Here is a 16,982-nt window from a genome sequence, read left to right on the forward strand (position 1 = left end):
TTATCCCCTTTCTATTTTGTCAACACACCAAGCGACCAACTCCTCTAGTCGTTCAATCTGCTCGGTCATGTGCAAATAGCCCAAAACCGCCTCAAAGCCTGTGGACATCCGATAGGTGACCACGTCCGCATTCTTGGCCTTGGTGTGGCTATTGGTATTGCGGCCCCGCTTGTAGATCTCTTCCTCTTTTTCGGTCAATAGCTGAGCTTCTAAGAGGGCAGAGATCAGACTTGCCTGAGCCTTGGCCGAGACATATTTGTTGGCCTCTCCATGCAATTTGTTAGGCTTGGTCAGCCCCTTGAAAATCAAGTGCCGTCTGACATACATGGAATAGACCGCATCCCCTTCAAAAGCCAGGGCAATTCCATTGATGAGATTAACATCTACTGCCTTAGTCACGTGTCCACCTCACACCATCCTTGGTATCTAAGAGCTTGATGCCCTGAGCTGCCAATTGATCCCGAATCCGGTCAGCCGTCACAAAGTCCCGATTGGCACGCGCTGCTTGACGTTCTGCTATCAAGGCTTCAATCTCGCTGTCCAAGACTTCTTCTTCAAAGACAATACCAAAGACGGCGAGCATCTTGCCAAAGGCTTCTTTTACAGTTTCATCATAGTTGCCTGAGTTGATCCACTTGGCAAAGTCAAAGATAGCCGTAATGCCGTTTGCTGCGTTGAAATCATCATCCATGGCTGCTTCAAAGGCCGCCAAATGCAATTCAAGACCTGACTTATCCACAAAGTTTTGCACAGGTTGTGTATAAGTATTTTTCAGATATTTGAGATTGATTTCCGCATCTGAAATAGCCTTCTCAGTGTAGTTGAGCGGACGGCGGTAGTGCTGGGTAGATAGGAAGAATCGCAAGACCTGACCGTCAATCTGTTCCAACATATCATGTGCTGTCAGGAAATTGCCCAAGGACTTGGACATCTTCTCATCGTTGATGTTTAGCATGGCATTGTGCATCCAATAATTCGCAAAGGTTTGACCCGTTCTACACTCAGACTGGGCGATTTCATTGGTATGGTGAGGGAATTCCAAATCCGCACCACCACCGTGAATATCAATGGTAGCTCCCAAAATCTCTGTCGCCATAACCGAACACTCGATATGCCAACCTGGACGACCTGCTCCCCAAGGACTTTCCCAAGAAACTTCGCCTGGCTTGGCAGTTTTCCACAGGGCAAAGTCGAAAGGATGTTCTTTCAGTTGACCTTCTCCCTCAACCCGACCAGAAGCCCCAGCCTCTAAGTCAGACAGGGTTTTGTTGGCCAAACGAGCATAGTTTTCAGCCTTTTCCACACGGAAATAAACATCCCCAGCCGCCTCGTAGGCATAGCCCTTGTCAATCAAGACCTGTACAAAATCAATGATTTCATCTATGTAGTCAATGACACGAGGATTTTTGGTAGCAGGCTTGACACCCAACTTTGCCACATCTTCCTTGAAAGCTGCGATAAATTTATCAGACAGTTCCTTGGTTGACATGCCAGCTTCATTGGCAGCTTTGATAATCTTGTCATCCACATCCGTAAAGTTTGAAATGTAAGCTACATCAAAGCCACGGTATTCAAAATAGCGACGGATGGTATCAAAAGCCACAACGCTACGGGCATTACCGATATGGATATAGTTGTAAACCGTTGGTCCGCAGACATACATCTTGACCTTGCCCTCTTCCAAGGGCACAAAGTCACGCAAACTGCGAGTCATGGTATCGTAAATTTTAATCATAGTTTCTCCATTACTTCTGAGTATTCTTTAGGACTTGATACTTTTGATACAATTTTACTAGCCAATAAGCTGTTGCAGCCAACCAAATCATCCCTAACTGCCAGTTTCCTTGGGAAAATTTAAGGATAAATAGAATTGTTCCACCGATGGCGGTCAACACATAAGGCCAGTTTTGTCTTACTAATTTTTTTAACATGATCTACTTTCTAATGTTCTTGCAATCGCCATGGCTACCTCAAAGAAGGTCATACTGTCAGCCGTTCGTTCTTCCCGACGGGTATCCCACTCGTTCTTGTGGTGGTCCACATAGTCTGCCGTGTAGAAAAATTGATAGACCTTGGCCTGACGATAATTGGCCCAAGCCATGATAGCAGAAGCCTCCATATCGACCACCATAGCACCAGCCGCTAGGCGGCGTTTGACTTTGGCAGCCGTTTCCCGAAAGAAAGCGTCCGTGGTCCAGGTCTTGGCCCGCACGTGCTCGATTCCCACTTGGTCCAAGGCCTTTTCCATGGTCAATAGCAAAGCAGGGTCATAGCTGATTTCATCGCTGGCAGGAGCGTAGTGGTAACTAGTTCCCTCGTCCCGAAGAGCAGAGCTAGGAAGGATAATCTTATCCGCAGCAAGCGACTTATCCAGCACCCCACAAGAACCCAGAACGATAAAATTCTCAAAGCCACAGGCTTTCAGTTCCTCCAAGTGACCAACCGACATGGGAGCACCGATTACTGCCAATATGACCGCAACCTGCAGGCCATCTCTTTCCAAAATATACCAAGGATGGCGACCGTTTAGGGTCTGTAAATGACCACCTTCTCTGCTCTCAGGTAGCTGACGGACACGATCTACAATTTCCCCATTGAAGGAGAAAATCATGGTCTCACATACCTCACCGCCACCACGAATGGCCTTGTCCGTCGGTTCAATAACTGCAGAGGTGTTTTCAAATTCTTCTAATAGCATATCAACCTTCTTTCGGGTCTAAGTAGACCACTTGTGTCTGCTTTATAAAACCGATATTTTCATACAGCCGCTTAGCGATGAGGTTATCATCTTCGACGGCGATTTGAAAAGGTTTGTCATTTTTCCTGATAAGGTCATTGATGACAGCTTTGACTAAGTAGGTGCCGTAACCTTTTTGTTGCTGGTCTGGTGCGATAGCTAAACCGTAAAGATAGTTATCATCGGTCGATATATCTACTGTGCATGAACCGATAACCGCTCCGCTATGTTCCAAAAGGTAAAGCAAGCTGTCCGCATCAGCGATAGCCTCACGTGCGTAACGAAGAGCCACCTCATAGTCGCTATCAAAGACCTTTGTTTGGAAACGTGCAATGTCGTCTGCATGGTGAGCCTGTGCCAAACTCACTGTGAGTTCAGCCTGTTGTGAGAGCTGATAAGGCACTCGTTCACGACCCAGCCATGTCTCCGTATCCGTAACTTCTACCAAGTTCCATGCTGTCGCAAGGTCTGGGTGCCTGTCAAGAAAGACACGTTCGGTCTGAAAGGTCACACTAGCGATAGGATAGTTAGCCGTCTTCGTCTGGTAGCAATCATAGAGCTTGCGTGCCAGACCCTGTCTACGGTAGTCTGGGTGCACGAGAATTGCAAGCTCCACATCCTCATCATCGGCATACACAGTCAAGAGCCCCACCAACTGTTCGCCTTGATAGGCCAAGAAAAAAGCTGGCATTTCAGGGTCAAAGTTGAGCATATTTGACAGGTAAGGGGCACGATAGGTCCCGTCATGGGATTGTACAGTGCTTATCAGGGTTTTTGCTGCAGACAACTGCTGGGGATTTAGGACATTAGTGGCTAGTATCATGCTTATTTTTCCTTTCTATGGCTAACTCACTTAGGACTTACTATATGTGGCTTTCCTACAAATGCGACGAATGGTGGCTAGCTTCTCGTAATTCCGCAAGCTTAGTCGTGTAGTGTTCACGGCCACCTTCCATGTCATGAATGACTTTTTCATCTTTTTGACCATGAACACGTACGATTTTAGCCGGCATACCGACCACTGTCACATCTGCTGGAACATCGGCTAGGACAACGGCAGCAGCACCCACTTTAGCATTTTCCCCAATCTCAATGGGACCAATGACCTGTGCATGTGCAGAAACCAGAGCTCCTCTTCGTACAGTTGGATGGCGTTTGCCACAATCCTTACCCGTACCACCAAGCGTTACCCCGTGGTAAAGCATGACACCAGACTCAATAATGGCCGTCTCACCAATAACCAAACCATCTCCGTGGTCAATGAAGACACCTGAAGCAATCTCAGCACCTGGATGAATTTCAATATTAGTCCAAAAACGCCAAAATTGGCTGTGCATCCGAGCTAGTAATTTAAAACCTTTTTTCCACATCCAGTGGGACAAACGGTGGGCAGCCAAGGCCTTGACACCTGGGTAGGTCAAAAGAACTTCCAAGGTCGTCCGTGCTGCCGGATCTTTTTCTTTTACAATCTCAATGGTGTCCTTCCACCAACCCATAGTCACTCCTTCTAGCGAGAAGACAAGCCCGCTACCGAACTTGTCTACTCAGCTTATTTCTTTTCAACCTTGTGGAATTTGAATTCGCCAAAGTTGTTTTCTTTTTTCTCTTTGTAGTCTCTTGGACGGCGAGGTTTGTCTGAACGCTCGCGTTTTTCTGGCTCCACATAACCTTCTGGTTTTGGAAGAAGAGCCTTCATAGAAGCGTCAATACGTCCTTTATCATCAATCTTGATAACTTTGACATCAACAATATCGCCGATTTCAACTAGGTCTTCTGGTTTATTGACACGAGTCCAAGCCATTTCAGAAACGTGGACCAGGGCATCTGTCTTGTCGAAAAGGTTGACAAAGGCACCGAATTTCTCCAAACGAACCACTTTTGCTTGGAAGACCTCGTCCACTTTTGCCTCGCGAACAAGACCTGCGATGATTTCCTTGGTCCGCTCAATCGCATCGCGATCTGGTGAGAAGATAGCCACAAGACCGTCTTCGTCAATATCGATTTTCACGCCAGTTTCTGCAATAATCTTATCGATGGTTTCGCCACCCTTACCGATGACAATCTTAATCTTATCCACATCAATCTTGATAGTGTCAATCTTCGGTGCAGTTGGTGCCAAGTCAGGACGAACTTCTGGGATAGTTGCTTCAATCACATCGAGGATTTCAAAGCGAGCTTTCTTAGCCTGTGCCAAGGCTTCTTCTAAGATTTGCGGTGTGATACCGTCAATCTTGATGTCCATTTGAAGGGCTGTGATACCGTCACGAGTACCAGCTACCTTGAAGTCCATGTCGCCGAAGTGGTCCTCAAGACCTTGAATATCGGTCAAGACGGTATAATTGGTACCGTCTGAGATCAGACCCATGGCAATCCCTGCAACGGGTGCCTTGATTGGCACACCACCTGCCATGAGGGCAAGGGTACCAGCTGTGATAGAAGCCTGTGATGAAGAACCGTTTGACTCCAAGACTTCTGCCACCAAGCGGATAGCGTAAGGGAAGTCTTCCAAGCTAGGCAGAACTTGCTCGAGAGCACGCTCACCAAGGGCTCCGTGACCAATTTCACGACGACCAGGTGCTCCGTAACGACCTGTTGATCCCACTGAATATTGTGGGAAGTTGTAGTGGTGTAAGAAGCGTTTCTTATACTCATCATCCAAACCGTCGATGATTTGGGTTTCACCCATTGGTGCCAAGGTCAAGACAGAAAGGGCTTGCGTTTGACCACGGGTAAAGAGACCTGAACCGTGAACATTTGGCAAGAAATCTACTTCTGCATCCAATGGACGAATCTCATCCACACGGCGTCCATCTGGGCGGACCTTGTCTTCTGTAATCAAACGACGAACTTCTGCGTGCTCCATGAGCTCCAAGATTTCATGAACGTCACGCATGATGCGGTCGAATTCTTCGTGTTCAGCGTATTTTTCTTCGTAGGCTGCGATGACCGTCTCACGCACGGCATTGGTTGCATCTTCACGGGCCAACTTTTCTTCAACCTGCACCGCTTTTTTCAAATCGTCATTGTAAGCTGCAACAATCTCAGCCTGCAATTCTGGGTCCACTTGAAGGAGCTCCACATCTGCTTTTTCCTTGCCGACTGCTGCTACAATTTGATTTTGGAAGTCAAGGAGTTCTTGAATGGCCGCATGACCTTTCAAGAGGGCTTCCAACATGATGTCTTCTGACAATTCTTTGGCACCAGACTCAACCATGTTGATGGCGTCCTTGTTACCAGCCACTGTCAAGTCCAGAAGGGACTCTTCCATTTGTGCCTTGTCAGGGTTGATGACGAGTTCACCATTGACATAGCCGACCTGTACCCCTGCGATTGGGCCGTTGAATGGGATGTCTGAGATTGCCAATGCCAATGAAGAACCAAACATAGCTGCCATTGGAGCAGAAGCATCTGGATCGTAAGAAAGGACCGTGTTGATGACTTGGACTTCGTTGCGGAAGCCTTCCGCAAACATTGGACGAATCGGACGGTCAATCAAACGAGCTATCAAGGTCGCATCAGTTGACGGACGGCCTTCACGCTTCATCCAGCCACCTGGGAATTTCCCAGCAGCGTACATTTTCTCTTCATAGTTGACTTGGAGGGGGAAGAAATCTCCCGTCGCCATTTTTTTGGACATAACCGCCGCAGTCAAGACTGTGGAGTCACCATAGCGAACGACCACCGCACCGTTGGCTTGTTTGGCAACTTGACCTGTTTCAACGACCAATTTCTTGCCAGCAAAAACCGTTTCAAATACTTGTTTTGACATGAATTGTCTCCTATTTTTTCTGAAGTTTTTCTTGCGTGTTTTCTACAAAAGACAATCAAACAGACTTGTTTCACTCTCTTTTGCACAAAACCACGCATACTTCTTATTTTATCATATTTGATGGAAAATGTGGGGAATTGAGGAAGGAATTTCTGATAGAAACCGTGGAAAAACAAATAAAGAACTGCCCATCGTAAAACCGACTCTAAAATCAACTATCTATAAAATATGAAAAGTTGTAACCCATGTACTTCTCATCTTTTTACACCAATCAAAAACACCTAATTCCGACTTATTCTGAGGAATTTAGGTGTTTTATCATCATCTATACTGATTCCCAATTTTAACTTAGTATTACTGGTGGAATCTTATCTCCAAATAATATTACATATGTAAGCAATAATACACTAAATTTCATTAATTTCTTTTTCGTCTTGCGACTCCTGTTCCAATAAATCTATAAGGAGTGACTGAGCTAAATTTTTTAAGAGCTCGTCGCCTTCTAAGTCATAAACAACTATTGATTTTTTGACCATATCAATTGCTTCTGAAATAATGGAGCGTTTTGCTAATATGTTGGCTCTCATTAACAAAGTATTGCCTAACATAAATAAAGTATTTCGACTCTTTAATATTTCTAGTGATTCTGCATTATAAACCAAGGCTTTTTCAAAGTTGTTACACAGGTACAAAATTCTAGAATATCCGTATTGAAATAATACTTTCAACTCCCAATCATTCGACTCATGATAGTGATGAATGAGACTTTCATATTGGTTCAATGATGTTGCATACTCTTCTAACTCCGAATATATTCCCGCAATGGCAATCCCAACTCGTAAAAATAGATTAGCATTTTCAACCAAAGTAGGCAGCAACCCTTCCAAAATCTCTAAAGCTTCATTTGACTTTTTGTATTTCCCAAATAACAATACCCCATTAAGGTATTGTATATATGGCATTTGAATCGGAGATACAGAATCTTTTGAAATAAACTGCAAAAAATATTCCAATGTATCATACTCTCTTCGGTAAAGAATGGACTTCAATTCATCCGTAAGAATCGATTCTTCTGTACTCTTCTTTAGTTGAAACAATTCCAATATCACACTAGAATCAATGTCTAATTTTTTGACAAGTTTAAAAAATAATTCGACTGATGGAGAAACCTCAGCTTTTTCAATTTTGCTAATAACTGCTTGAGCACAAATACCCTCAGACAGTTCTTTTTGACTAAATCCTTTCTCCAAACGCGTCCGCTTAATAAGACTAGCAATTTTTTCTTTCACAATTCACATTCCAATTCATAGTATTTTCTCTATTGTACCACTATTCGGATGAATTTCCCATATCTCATCGTATAGGCCAAGATCCGACTCTGAATAGTGATGAGCAACCTCAAAGATTGTAATTGGTAAATTGGCAAGTTTTTTACGAATGAGGGCTGAGGATTGTTTATCAATTGCCGATGTCCCCTCATCAACTAACAAGATTTTCTTATTATGAAGGAGGGCTCTGGCAATCTCAATACGTTGTTTTTGTCCTCCTGATAACTGCGCCCCATTTTCACCATAATATTTCTCTAAACAATCTTCACCCAGCTCTTCTACCAACCCCAGCTCTGAAAGCAAGGTTAACAACTCCTCCTCACGAACTGATTCAAGTGCCATTAGGAGATTCTCTTTTAAGTTTGCCTCAAAATAGTAGGGCGATTGTTGGATTCTTGCCATTTGATTGCTAGGATTACTTATTTTTTTCTGATGATTTAATACAGATATTTCCCCTTCCAACGGTTGCAGTACACCCTGTATGCTATCTAGCAAGGTCGTCTTTCCACTTCCTGAAGCTCCTCTAATCAGCACTTTACGACCATATGGGACTGTAGCATTAAAATTTTTGATAATTGCTGTTCCATGTCCAATGGCTACTCCTGAAAAATGAATCTCAGGCTTCAATATTGATTCATCAATATGATTTTCAAACACTTCCTGTTGCTGAGAATCCTGTAACATTTTCTCTAATTTTTTTCGAGTTGGCTCCGTTGATTGTATCATTCGTAAATAGTTCGAAACATTTCTAAATGGATAGATAACACGGTCACTGGCTAAAAATAAAGCGATAACAATACTAGCATCTAGTTTCCCTTGGGTTACAAATACTAGAGCTACAGTTATTGGAACAATATAACTTAACCACGACAGCATGGAAGAAACAAGATTAACTATGCTGTGTTTATTATTTAATGCCTCATTACTATTTTCTAAGTCATTGACAACTGTCTCAGCCATCCCTAAAAACTTACGATTCGCACCATATGTCCATAGAACCGAAAAACCTTGAAAAATATCTTTTATGCTACGAATAAATTTCTCATTCGACTTAGTAAAATTCTCTGTTGCAGTTCCTAGATATTTGCTAAATAGTATTGCTGGCAACATTGGAAGAAATGAGAAAATAATAAATAATACAGAAATTGCAGGACTTAGATAGACAAGATATATCAATGAAACCGCCCCTAAAAGACTGTAGTATAAGCAATCAAAAAGAACGGAAAAATATTTATCTTCTACTAATTTTAAATCTACTGTTAATACCGCAAGAGACCCTGTAACATCTAATGCATTCTCCTTATTTCCAAGATAGTTTAACAGTTCCATCTTATACCTTTTATGCAGATTTTTTAGTAAGTCGTTTTTTATTATTGAAACAAATAAATCTGATAATTGAATCAATAAATAGAACAATATACTGCAACCGGCGAATAGTAAAACATCTTTTACAGTTGATTCCGAGCTAAATTGACTAACTCTCGAAATAACCTGAGACATAATAATCCCGTCAAAGCTTGCTCCTATCAATGCAAGCAAGAGTAAGCATATTTTAAACTTAGGCAATATTCTCCATACCTGTTTTAATTTCATAACCCGTTCTCCATTTTCTAAAGATTTCATCAAGTAAATATAAAGCAAACTCTGAGGGTGCTGTTTGTATGCCTTGCTTATATTTGACGTATCTATATAAGACGAGTATAAAATACTTTTTTAAAAAAATCAATCATTTTATTATATTTTATATAATTTTTTTGTTATTTATAAACATTATTTTGATTTGATGTTCAAAAACATGGACTTTTAGCCCAAAATCTCTATCCACTATCAAAGATTCATATTGCGCTTGAATAAGACAAACAAAAAGAACCTGAAATCAGGTTCTATCTGAATTGTTGAAACGAACTAGTTCGTTTCATTTCCAGCCTCCAACAGACTGTTGGAGCGAGCTAAAAGTCTGGCATTCAGCTTGTATGCTAAAGCACACTGCGATGAATTCCTATTTTTGCTGGACTTTCTTAACGCTCTAACATCTTGATTAGTCGAACACAGCCTAAAAACTCGGAAAAAAGAGAATGGAAAAATAAAGAAGAAGCTGGGACAAAAGTCCTGGCCTCTCTCTGAATTGAACTCGAACGAAAATCCTAGTGAAAAAGATAGATTGCCTTGCGACAAGTCGCTGTGACAATCTCCTTTTCGCTTTTGAGTTTCAAGGCTCAAACCTTTTACAGTCCACTGGACTGTAAAACTCATACGGATTTTTTTGCGTTCTCGTATCTTGATTAACGACGGAGTCCGAGTGAGTGAATCAATTCACGGTAACGGTTTACGTCTGTGCGGCGTAGGTATGCCAACAAGTTACGACGGCGACCGATTTTTTTCATCAAACCACGGTAAGTTGCGTGGTCTTTTTTGTGTTGTTTGATGTGGTCGTTAAGGTGGTTGATTTCCCAAGTAAGTACTGCTACTTGTACTTCAACTGAACCTGTGTCGCCTTCATGACGAGCATATTGTGCCATGATTTCATTTTTTTTCTCTTTTGAGATTGCCATGATATGTTCTCCTTTGTATTTGAGCCTAATCCGAGTGACAGGTTGGCGACCTGTAACCAAGAAAAAGCTAGATTTGTCCTTTTGGACCTCATTTATTCTATCAAGGATTGTCTTTTTTGTCAACTGATTTGAAGACTAGCTGAGTAGCTCTGCTATTTTCAAAAAAAGCCAGCCGAAGCTAACTTTCTGCTTGTATATCACATTTACTCTGCCTTTTCTGCTTTTGGCAAGATGAGGTTGAGGATAATACCTACAATGGCTGAGAGGGCTGTTCCTGAGAGGGTAATGGCACCGATGTTGAGAACTGCTCCACCAAGACCCAATACCAGCATTGAGCTTGCAATAATCAGGTTGCGGACTTGACCGAAGTCAACACGGCTTTCAATCAAAACTTTCAAACCGTTTGAGGCGATAACACCGTAGAGCAAGATAGACATACCACCGAGTACAGCACTTGGAATGGTTGAGATAAGGGCTGTAAATTTACCCAAGAATGAGAAGGCAATGGCAATCAAGGCTGCATTACGGATAACGGATACTGATGCGATGCGGGTCATGCCGATAACCCCTGTGTTTTCACCGTAGGTCGTGTTAGCAGGTCCACCGATAAAGGCTGATACGGCAGTCGCCACACCATCACCAATCAAGGTACGGCTGAGACCTGGATCTTTCAAGAACTGGCGGCCACAGATTTGACTGAGAACCGTGTGGTCTCCGATATGCTCAGCTACTGTTACAACAGCAATTGGTAAGATAGCAATCATTTCTGGACCGAAGTAGAAATTGTAGGCCTTGAAGACACCTGTTTCAAATGGTAGGTAGAAACCTGGCAATTCAAACCAAGCTGCTTCCAGAACAAGTGTGAAGTCAACCAAACCAAGACAGAGGGCAATCACGTAACCACCGATGATGGCAATCAAGAATGGAACAATCTTGGCGAAGCCTTTCCCTTTGGTATTGACAAAAGCAGCAATCAAGAAGGTTGCGATCGCCACAACGACGTTTTTCCAGTCACCGTCTGCGACAAAGCCTGCCGAAGTCACGGCAGAGTTGGCAAGACCCAGACCAATAACGATAATCATAGGGCCGATAACAATCGGTGGCAAGAGGGTATCAATCCACTTAGTACCGATAACTTTGACCAGAGCCGCAGTCAAGACGTAAATCAAGCCGACGAAGAGAATACCTGTCTGCGCAGCTGATACATCACCGCCCATTTCTTTGATGGCAAGCGCCATAGCAGAAATGTAGGCAAAGGATGAACCCAAGTAAACTGGAACTTTAAACTGGGTTGCCACTTGGTAAATCAAGGTTCCGACACCTGATGCAAAGAGAGCCACGGAAACTGGCATACCGAGAATCAGTGGCACCAAGATTGTCGCTCCGAACATGGCGAACACGTGCTGGAAACTCAACAAAATCCCTTGAAGCGGTGCTGGTTTCTCATGGACATCAAACAAAAGATTGGCTTTTGTACTCATAAATCTCCCATTCTGGGTACACAAAAAAGACCCAGACTTTCTAAATATACATAGTCATAGGCCCTTAATAATTTTTCCTGTTGTCTTTCTCACCTCACGGGATGAGTTTAAAAACCTACGCTTTTGGTATTGTAACACAAAAGTTCGGATTTTGGCAAGGAATTTTTTTCTGATATATACTAAAAGTTTGAAAAAAATCAAATGTTTTTCGTACTTTCAATAAATTCCTTAACTAACGTTAAAATCTTGTCCTCATGCCCCCTGATTACCTCACCATTCCAATTGTCATCCGAATTTCCAGTAAGTTTAGCCATCCATTGCAGTTTTAGACTTTGGTTCCCAAATATCTTTTCCCATTGGCTATACTTGGCCTGAGGTCTAGAGTTCCCAAACTTCGAATTTTGACTGTCCGTGATAATACAAAGGTTTCCGAAAGAATGAAGCAGACTATCAGACATTCTTAACATCCCACTATCTTCAAAATTTGGATTCTGAGGATACCAATGTTCAACGGAACGACGATAAGTAAATCTAAAATTCCTTGAATCAAAAAAGTACTCCTGTAGATTATTTTGATTTTTCCATAAGACATAATCAATAAAATTGAAAGCATAGATAGGCATATTAGGGTAGCGTCTAAATTCTTGACCATCTTCTGTAAATAACCGGTCATCAGCATATCGAACTGCCAACGCTTCGAGAAAAATTACAAACTGGTGTCCAAATACTTCATCTTGCAAATGCTCAACATTCTCGAATAGATAGACCAAAGTCTCATATAGCCAACGACTATCTCGATTTGATGTAAAGGTCACTGCAAACATAGACTGGAGCATAATAATGGTATCATTCACTGCTTTATCTGGAAAAGTATTATTCTCGAAATGTTCTTCTACAAAGTAATCTGTATTTTTCCGATTGTCTCTTTGATACTCATAGTAAGTACCTTTGCTAAGAAACCAGTCGTTTTTTGACCGCCTTGATGTATCTTCGCTTGCGTTTCTAATGACATAGTTATCAAATAGGTGTCTGATGCTTAATAAAGTTTCCGAGAAGTAAATGACCCAATCCCTTCCTTTTTCACTTACCATAAAAACATCAAGTAGTTTCTTATCATCTAATTGAACATCTTGTGGGGGAATATTTTCAATAATAGAAACAGTATACAAGAGTAGTGTTTCAAAGTTAATAACGGTTGTATATTTTCCAATCTCTTTGTCGTCTACGATGTCATCAAATACCAATGAACTTGAATCTTCTAGGGTATCTAATATACTTTTTTTTGAACTATTTGTGTTATCAATAAATCGATAGATATTGGCTAATTTATAATTTGAAAAATGCCAACCAAAAATGTTTTCTCTTTCTTTAAACGTTTCCTTTCTTTTCTTTCTCATTTGAAATGATTTAACTACCGGCTTCTCGAAGTCTGCACAGGCATCCCAGATTTTAGCAAACTTAGCAGCTTCTTCATCATCAAGCTTCGCCATCAACTGAGCCTTAATAATTTCATGAGATTCCAATTGCTCCCCTCTTGAATTAAACCGCTCAAAATAAAGATTCAAATCTAAGTCAGTAGGTAGCATATTTCTAAAAATAATAACGTGTTGAAAGAGGTACTCAGCATATACTGTCACTTCCATTTTAAACTGTTCGGACAGAATTTTATTGAGTGCTAATTTTGTGTTTTGGTAACCTCTAATAATCTCATCCATATTCTCAAATTCAGCACTGCTATTCTCAAATAACTGCTGCAAAGAAGCATTGGACTGCTTACGCGCTTCAAAATTTAAGAGCTTCAAGTCAGGGAACTGAATGTGATACTCATTTCTCAAAACCAATGCCAACAAAGTCAAAGCTGTTGTTCTCTGTTGTCCATCAATAATGTGGTACATATTTCCTTTTTGATGAACAACCAGTGTTCCGATATAATAATCAGGACGATTTTCACGTTCGTTGTAGGCATCTGCTATGTCAATAAGCAATTGCTCAATCTCATCATATGTCCATGAAAAATTTCGCTGATAAAGAGGAACAATGTATTCATCTTCAGTCAGAAGTTTTGTAACTGTCAAAGTAGCTGTCTTAGTCATTTATTAAGCTCCTCTTCCTCAAGAATTTTCTCCAAGGTAAAATGTTCAAATTGATCACGATTGATTTTCTGCAAAAAATCGCTTGGTGTACTAGCATGATGTAATAGCTGAAATAATTTTTGAACTGTACGCCGTTGAAAAATTCCACCCGCAGCATAATTGGCTAAAGTGCTATCATAAATGGCACGCGCTTTTATACGTGGATAATAGGCCCATATAAAAATTGTTTCAACAATATCTTTATCTAAAGCTCCCTGACCAAACCTATCCACAAAAAGCAATACTAGATTATCGAATAAATTACGATTCCGGTTATAACGTTGTTTAGTAGAATGTAAAATCTTTAGCATTTTGGAGTCTAGACTGAGACTTTCAAACCAAGTTTCTCTATTTTGAATCATTTTATGTGACTGATTAATGTAAGAGAAAAAGTACTCTCCATCAATAATTGGCATCGTTAAAGAAATAGGATAATCAATATTTTGTTCTTTTAATAGTCTAAAAAGATTCAGATAAGGGTAATCATTATGATGTAAACCGACACCTTTAAAATCATCGATAAAATCTTCTGTAAAGCGAAGGTATGAACCTTGACGACGCTTAGTCAACCCAGTTTCACCAATTGACCACCGTCGTACTCTAAAAAGATATTGGTTAAATAAGTCTTTTAAATTGACCTTTTCGTCTGTAACAATTTTTTCCCAATTTTCGATCAAATCTTCACTGATTTCAGAGGTATTTCTCAAATGATAGGCTTTAAGCAGGTCGTGTGGCTCTAAAGCTTTTCCCCGATTATTTTGAGAATCAAAAAGTTGGAAAGCTTCAGATAATCGATTATGTGGCATTGTAATAACAGCAATTTCACAATTTTTAAGAAGAAAGTCACAAACTTTTTGCGCCTTTTCATCATCTAGGTCAATCAGTATTTTCCACTCTTCAAAATTTTCCTTAGCATGTTGACACGAAACCACGTCAAATTTTTGATTCAGTAACTGCTGAGCACCGATGTAGTCATTCAACTTTCCTAAAGCCTGTAAAAATAATGCAACGGAGATAGTCCGCTGTTGTCCATCAACAATATCTAAAGTTTGTTTTTTATCATGTAAAATAAGAGAACCAACTTGATAAATGTCCTTTTTAGAGTCTATAACTTCTTTGACATCATAGAATAAGTGGCGAATGTGTTTACGTTGCCATTTATAAGGGCGTTGATAATTTGGGATATGGAGCCTATTGTCCTTCAAAAGTTCCTCTAACGTCATATGCCTCAAAGTAATATCAGTCATTCTACTTATTCTCCTATTTTTTCTCTACACTTGCATTCGGAATCATTTTCGCATGCATTTCCGCAGCTGTTTTATCGTAAAACGGTCCTGCAATCGTATTTCCAAATTGATCTACCACAATCCATTCTTGCATATACTTCCCTCCTTTCAATCAAGAGTTATAGTACTGATACAACCATTCTAATACACAGAGTGGACAAATAGTGTCCCATATATCTAATTTTTATAGTTTTCTTGCATATTTTTGAGAAAATGTTTCATATCTTCTACAAGTGAACTAGGAGAAAGTACAGTGAGGGCATCAGCCTGACTCAGCAACCAAGGTTTTAAGCCTGGTGTATCTTGACTTACAAATTCAATGATGTTGCCTTCGGAGTTGATTTCGATAATCTTTGCTGTCGGAAATTGATCCAAGACAATGGTCGGATCATAGCTAAATCTAACTCTTATGGTCAGTTCCCGTCCCATAAAAGAATCCAGGCGCTTATTCCGCACTTCGCCATCTCGAAACTTTTTGCCATAAGAAATAGCTGGCTTCTTCTCAGTCGAAAGTTTCCAGTCTAAAATCCTATCTAACTTTAAAGTCATATAGGATGAATGTTTTAGATTATAAGCTACAAGGTAAAAGTAATGACTATCGTAGTAGAGTGACACAGGAAAAACTGTGTGTTTCTTTTCTACATTGTAGGGAGATTGGTAGCGAATATCTAATACCAATTCCTTACGAATGGCCTCTGACCATTCCCAAATCTTATCAATTCTGTTTTGAGTATCTGAAAGCGGGGCATAGTTTAATAGTTCACTAGCGATGATGGTAGAAATTTCTTTCTGCTCATCTTTCGATACCAGAGCAAACAAGCTATCTAAAACAGCCTTATTTTCTTCCTTATTCAAAGCACGATTTTCTAGCAAAATCTTAGAAATGGTTAGAATTTCCTTTTTGTTAAAAAGAGACTTCCCTTTTAAAAAGCGAGTATGGTGCTTAGAATCATAGGTTAACTCTGCTGCAATCATCGGCTGACTTTCGATAAATCCTCCTAGTAGAGCAAAATCTCTCTGAATTGTCTTCTCACTAACTCCAAATTCATCTGCCAACTGTGACTTTTTCAGATATGATCCTGATTGCAAACGTAAAAATATGATTAGTAGTCTTTCTTGGTCGTTCATATAAGCCTCAATTCTAACAAGATTATACCACTCTTAACAAGTCAAATTCAATAAATTTCCTTGGTAGAGAATCTTGCTTAATGAGTCGTTTGAATTATCAAACTCGCAACCAGTTACCAGTAATTTTCCGCCTGTTTCTAGATAACTTTCCAAAATTCTTGCCAACTTCTTCTGAATCGCATCGGTACTATTATAAAATTCTTCAATATTTTCAATCATCACAACATCAAATTCTTCTAGAAAATGAACATTTTGTACTATTTCTATAGCCAGACTGACTCCGACTACTCTTTTCACTTTCCTATTCATCTCTCGATAGTAAAATTCTATGTGGTCAACAAAGCTCTTTCTGATGTGATCAACATCTGAAATAATGTATAAAAGTTGTCCGATATAGCTCTTTTGTGGGATTCCAAAAAAATCACTCACTTCCCGATTGATACTGTCAAAAGAGCTTCTCACCTTGGTATCCGAGTCCAAATTTCTGTATAGCAAATCGATAAATATTTCTAAAATTTCCATATCATTAAACACAGCGTTTTCGTTCAAACCATTGTTATTCATGTGCA

General features: G+C 40.6%; 15 protein-coding genes. All 15 read right to left on the bottom strand.

Going from position 1 to position 16,982, the window contains the following annotated elements:
- The 15 genes from K6969_RS10620 to K6969_RS10690 all read right to left on the bottom strand — a co-directional run bounded on the left by K6969_RS10620 (nucleotide 1) and on the right by K6969_RS10690 (nucleotide 16,977).
- Nucleotides 1-399: a Mini-ribonuclease 3 gene (locus K6969_RS10620; RefSeq protein WP_171942969.1), complete on the bottom strand. Its 399-nt coding sequence runs from the start codon at nucleotides 397-399 to the stop codon at nucleotides 1-3.
- Nucleotides 392-1,735, bottom strand: a complete 1,344-nt coding sequence (gene cysS, locus K6969_RS10625) for a cysteine--tRNA ligase (protein WP_171942968.1) — start codon at nucleotides 1,733-1,735, stop codon at nucleotides 392-394. The genes K6969_RS10620 and cysS overlap by 8 nt, the downstream gene beginning before the upstream one ends.
- Nucleotides 1,736-1,745: 10 nt before the next feature.
- On the bottom strand, nucleotides 1,746-1,931 hold the full coding sequence (locus tag K6969_RS10630) for a hypothetical protein (RefSeq protein WP_024418656.1): 186 nt from the start codon (nucleotides 1,929-1,931) through the stop codon (nucleotides 1,746-1,748).
- Nucleotides 1,925-2,698, bottom strand: a complete 774-nt coding sequence (locus tag K6969_RS10635; RefSeq protein ID WP_171942967.1) for a nucleoside phosphorylase — start codon at nucleotides 2,696-2,698, stop codon at nucleotides 1,925-1,927. Before K6969_RS10635 ends, K6969_RS10630 begins: the two co-directional genes overlap by 7 nt.
- 1 nt (nucleotide 2,699) lies before the next feature.
- Nucleotides 2,700-3,560, bottom strand: coding sequence for a GNAT family N-acetyltransferase (locus tag K6969_RS10640; RefSeq protein WP_171942966.1), 861 nt, complete (start codon nucleotides 3,558-3,560; stop codon nucleotides 2,700-2,702).
- 55 nt (nucleotides 3,561-3,615) lie between these two features.
- Nucleotides 3,616-4,233 (bottom strand): serine O-acetyltransferase, encoded by a 618-nt coding sequence (gene cysE / locus K6969_RS10645; RefSeq protein WP_171942965.1) that lies wholly within the window; start codon nucleotides 4,231-4,233, stop codon nucleotides 3,616-3,618.
- A gap of 53 nt (nucleotides 4,234-4,286) precedes the next feature.
- On the bottom strand, nucleotides 4,287-6,506 hold the full coding sequence (pnp, locus tag K6969_RS10650; protein ID WP_171942964.1) for a polyribonucleotide nucleotidyltransferase: 2,220 nt from the start codon (nucleotides 6,504-6,506) through the stop codon (nucleotides 4,287-4,289).
- Nucleotides 6,507-6,913: 407 nt separating this feature from the next.
- Nucleotides 6,914-7,795, bottom strand: a complete 882-nt coding sequence (locus tag K6969_RS10655; protein ID WP_171943242.1) for a helix-turn-helix domain-containing protein — start codon at nucleotides 7,793-7,795, stop codon at nucleotides 6,914-6,916.
- Nucleotides 7,796-7,810: 15 nt separating this feature from the next.
- Entirely contained in the window at nucleotides 7,811-9,457 is a 1,647-nt protein-coding gene (locus K6969_RS10660) for an ATP-binding cassette domain-containing protein (protein WP_321537405.1), read from the bottom strand.
- A 659-nt stretch (nucleotides 9,458-10,116) separates the two neighbouring features.
- Nucleotides 10,117-10,386, bottom strand: a complete 270-nt coding sequence (gene rpsO / locus K6969_RS10665; RefSeq protein ID WP_002938849.1) for a 30S ribosomal protein S15 — start codon at nucleotides 10,384-10,386, stop codon at nucleotides 10,117-10,119.
- 203 nt (nucleotides 10,387-10,589) lie between these two features.
- Entirely contained in the window at nucleotides 10,590-11,867 is a 1,278-nt protein-coding gene (locus K6969_RS10670; protein WP_029173789.1) for a uracil-xanthine permease family protein, read from the bottom strand.
- Between the two features lie 197 nt (nucleotides 11,868-12,064).
- Nucleotides 12,065-13,960, bottom strand: coding sequence for a GmrSD restriction endonuclease domain-containing protein (locus K6969_RS10675; protein WP_029173790.1), 1,896 nt, complete (start codon nucleotides 13,958-13,960; stop codon nucleotides 12,065-12,067).
- Entirely contained in the window at nucleotides 13,957-15,246 is a 1,290-nt protein-coding gene (locus K6969_RS10680; protein ID WP_029173791.1) for a DUF262 domain-containing protein, read from the bottom strand. The genes K6969_RS10675 and K6969_RS10680 overlap by 4 nt, the downstream gene beginning before the upstream one ends.
- A 216-nt stretch (nucleotides 15,247-15,462) precedes the next feature.
- A complete protein-coding gene (locus K6969_RS10685) occupies nucleotides 15,463-16,413 on the bottom strand; it encodes a helix-turn-helix transcriptional regulator (protein ID WP_171943217.1) in 951 nt (316 codons plus the stop codon).
- 33 nt (nucleotides 16,414-16,446) lie between these two features.
- Nucleotides 16,447-16,977: a hypothetical protein gene (locus tag K6969_RS10690; protein ID WP_024398711.1), complete on the bottom strand. Its 531-nt coding sequence runs from the start codon at nucleotides 16,975-16,977 to the stop codon at nucleotides 16,447-16,449.
- Between the last annotated feature and the right edge of the window lie 5 nt (nucleotides 16,978-16,982).

Origin of the sequence: Streptococcus suis, assembly GCF_019856455.1 — a bacterium.
Lineage (GTDB): Bacteria > Bacillota > Bacilli > Lactobacillales > Streptococcaceae > Streptococcus > Streptococcus suis_AE.

Bases quoted from the DNA above. Each gene is read 5' to 3' on its own strand.
- cysS (WP_171942968.1), bottom strand. From the start codon at position 1,735: ATGATTAAAATTTACGATACCATGACTCGCAGTTTGCGTGACTTTGTG.
- K6969_RS10630 (WP_024418656.1), bottom strand. From the start codon at position 1,931: ATGTTAAAAAAATTAGTAAGACAAAACTGGCCTTATGTGTTGACCGCC.
- K6969_RS10635 (WP_171942967.1), bottom strand. From the start codon at position 2,698: ATGCTATTAGAAGAATTTGAAAACACCTCTGCAGTTATTGAACCGACG.
- K6969_RS10640 (WP_171942966.1), bottom strand. From the start codon at position 3,560: ATGATACTAGCCACTAATGTCCTAAATCCCCAGCAGTTGTCTGCAGCA.
- cysE (WP_171942965.1), bottom strand. From the start codon at position 4,233: ATGGGTTGGTGGAAGGACACCATTGAGATTGTAAAAGAAAAAGATCCG.
- pnp (WP_171942964.1), bottom strand. From the start codon at position 6,506: ATGTCAAAACAAGTATTTGAAACGGTTTTTGCTGGCAAGAAATTGGTC.
- K6969_RS10660 (WP_321537405.1), bottom strand. From the start codon at position 9,457: ATGAAATCTTTAGAAAATGGAGAACGGGTTATGAAATTAAAACAGGTA.
- rpsO (WP_002938849.1), bottom strand. From the start codon at position 10,386: ATGGCAATCTCAAAAGAGAAAAAAAATGAAATCATGGCACAATATGCT.
- K6969_RS10670 (WP_029173789.1), bottom strand. From the start codon at position 11,867: ATGAGTACAAAAGCCAATCTTTTGTTTGATGTCCATGAGAAACCAGCA.
- K6969_RS10675 (WP_029173790.1), bottom strand. From the start codon at position 13,960: ATGACTAAGACAGCTACTTTGACAGTTACAAAACTTCTGACTGAAGAT.
- K6969_RS10680 (WP_029173791.1), bottom strand. From the start codon at position 15,246: ATGACTGATATTACTTTGAGGCATATGACGTTAGAGGAACTTTTGAAG.
- K6969_RS10685 (WP_171943217.1), bottom strand. From the start codon at position 16,413: ATGAACGACCAAGAAAGACTACTAATCATATTTTTACGTTTGCAATCA.
- K6969_RS10690 (WP_024398711.1), bottom strand. From the start codon at position 16,977: ATGAATAACAATGGTTTGAACGAAAACGCTGTGTTTAATGATATGGAA.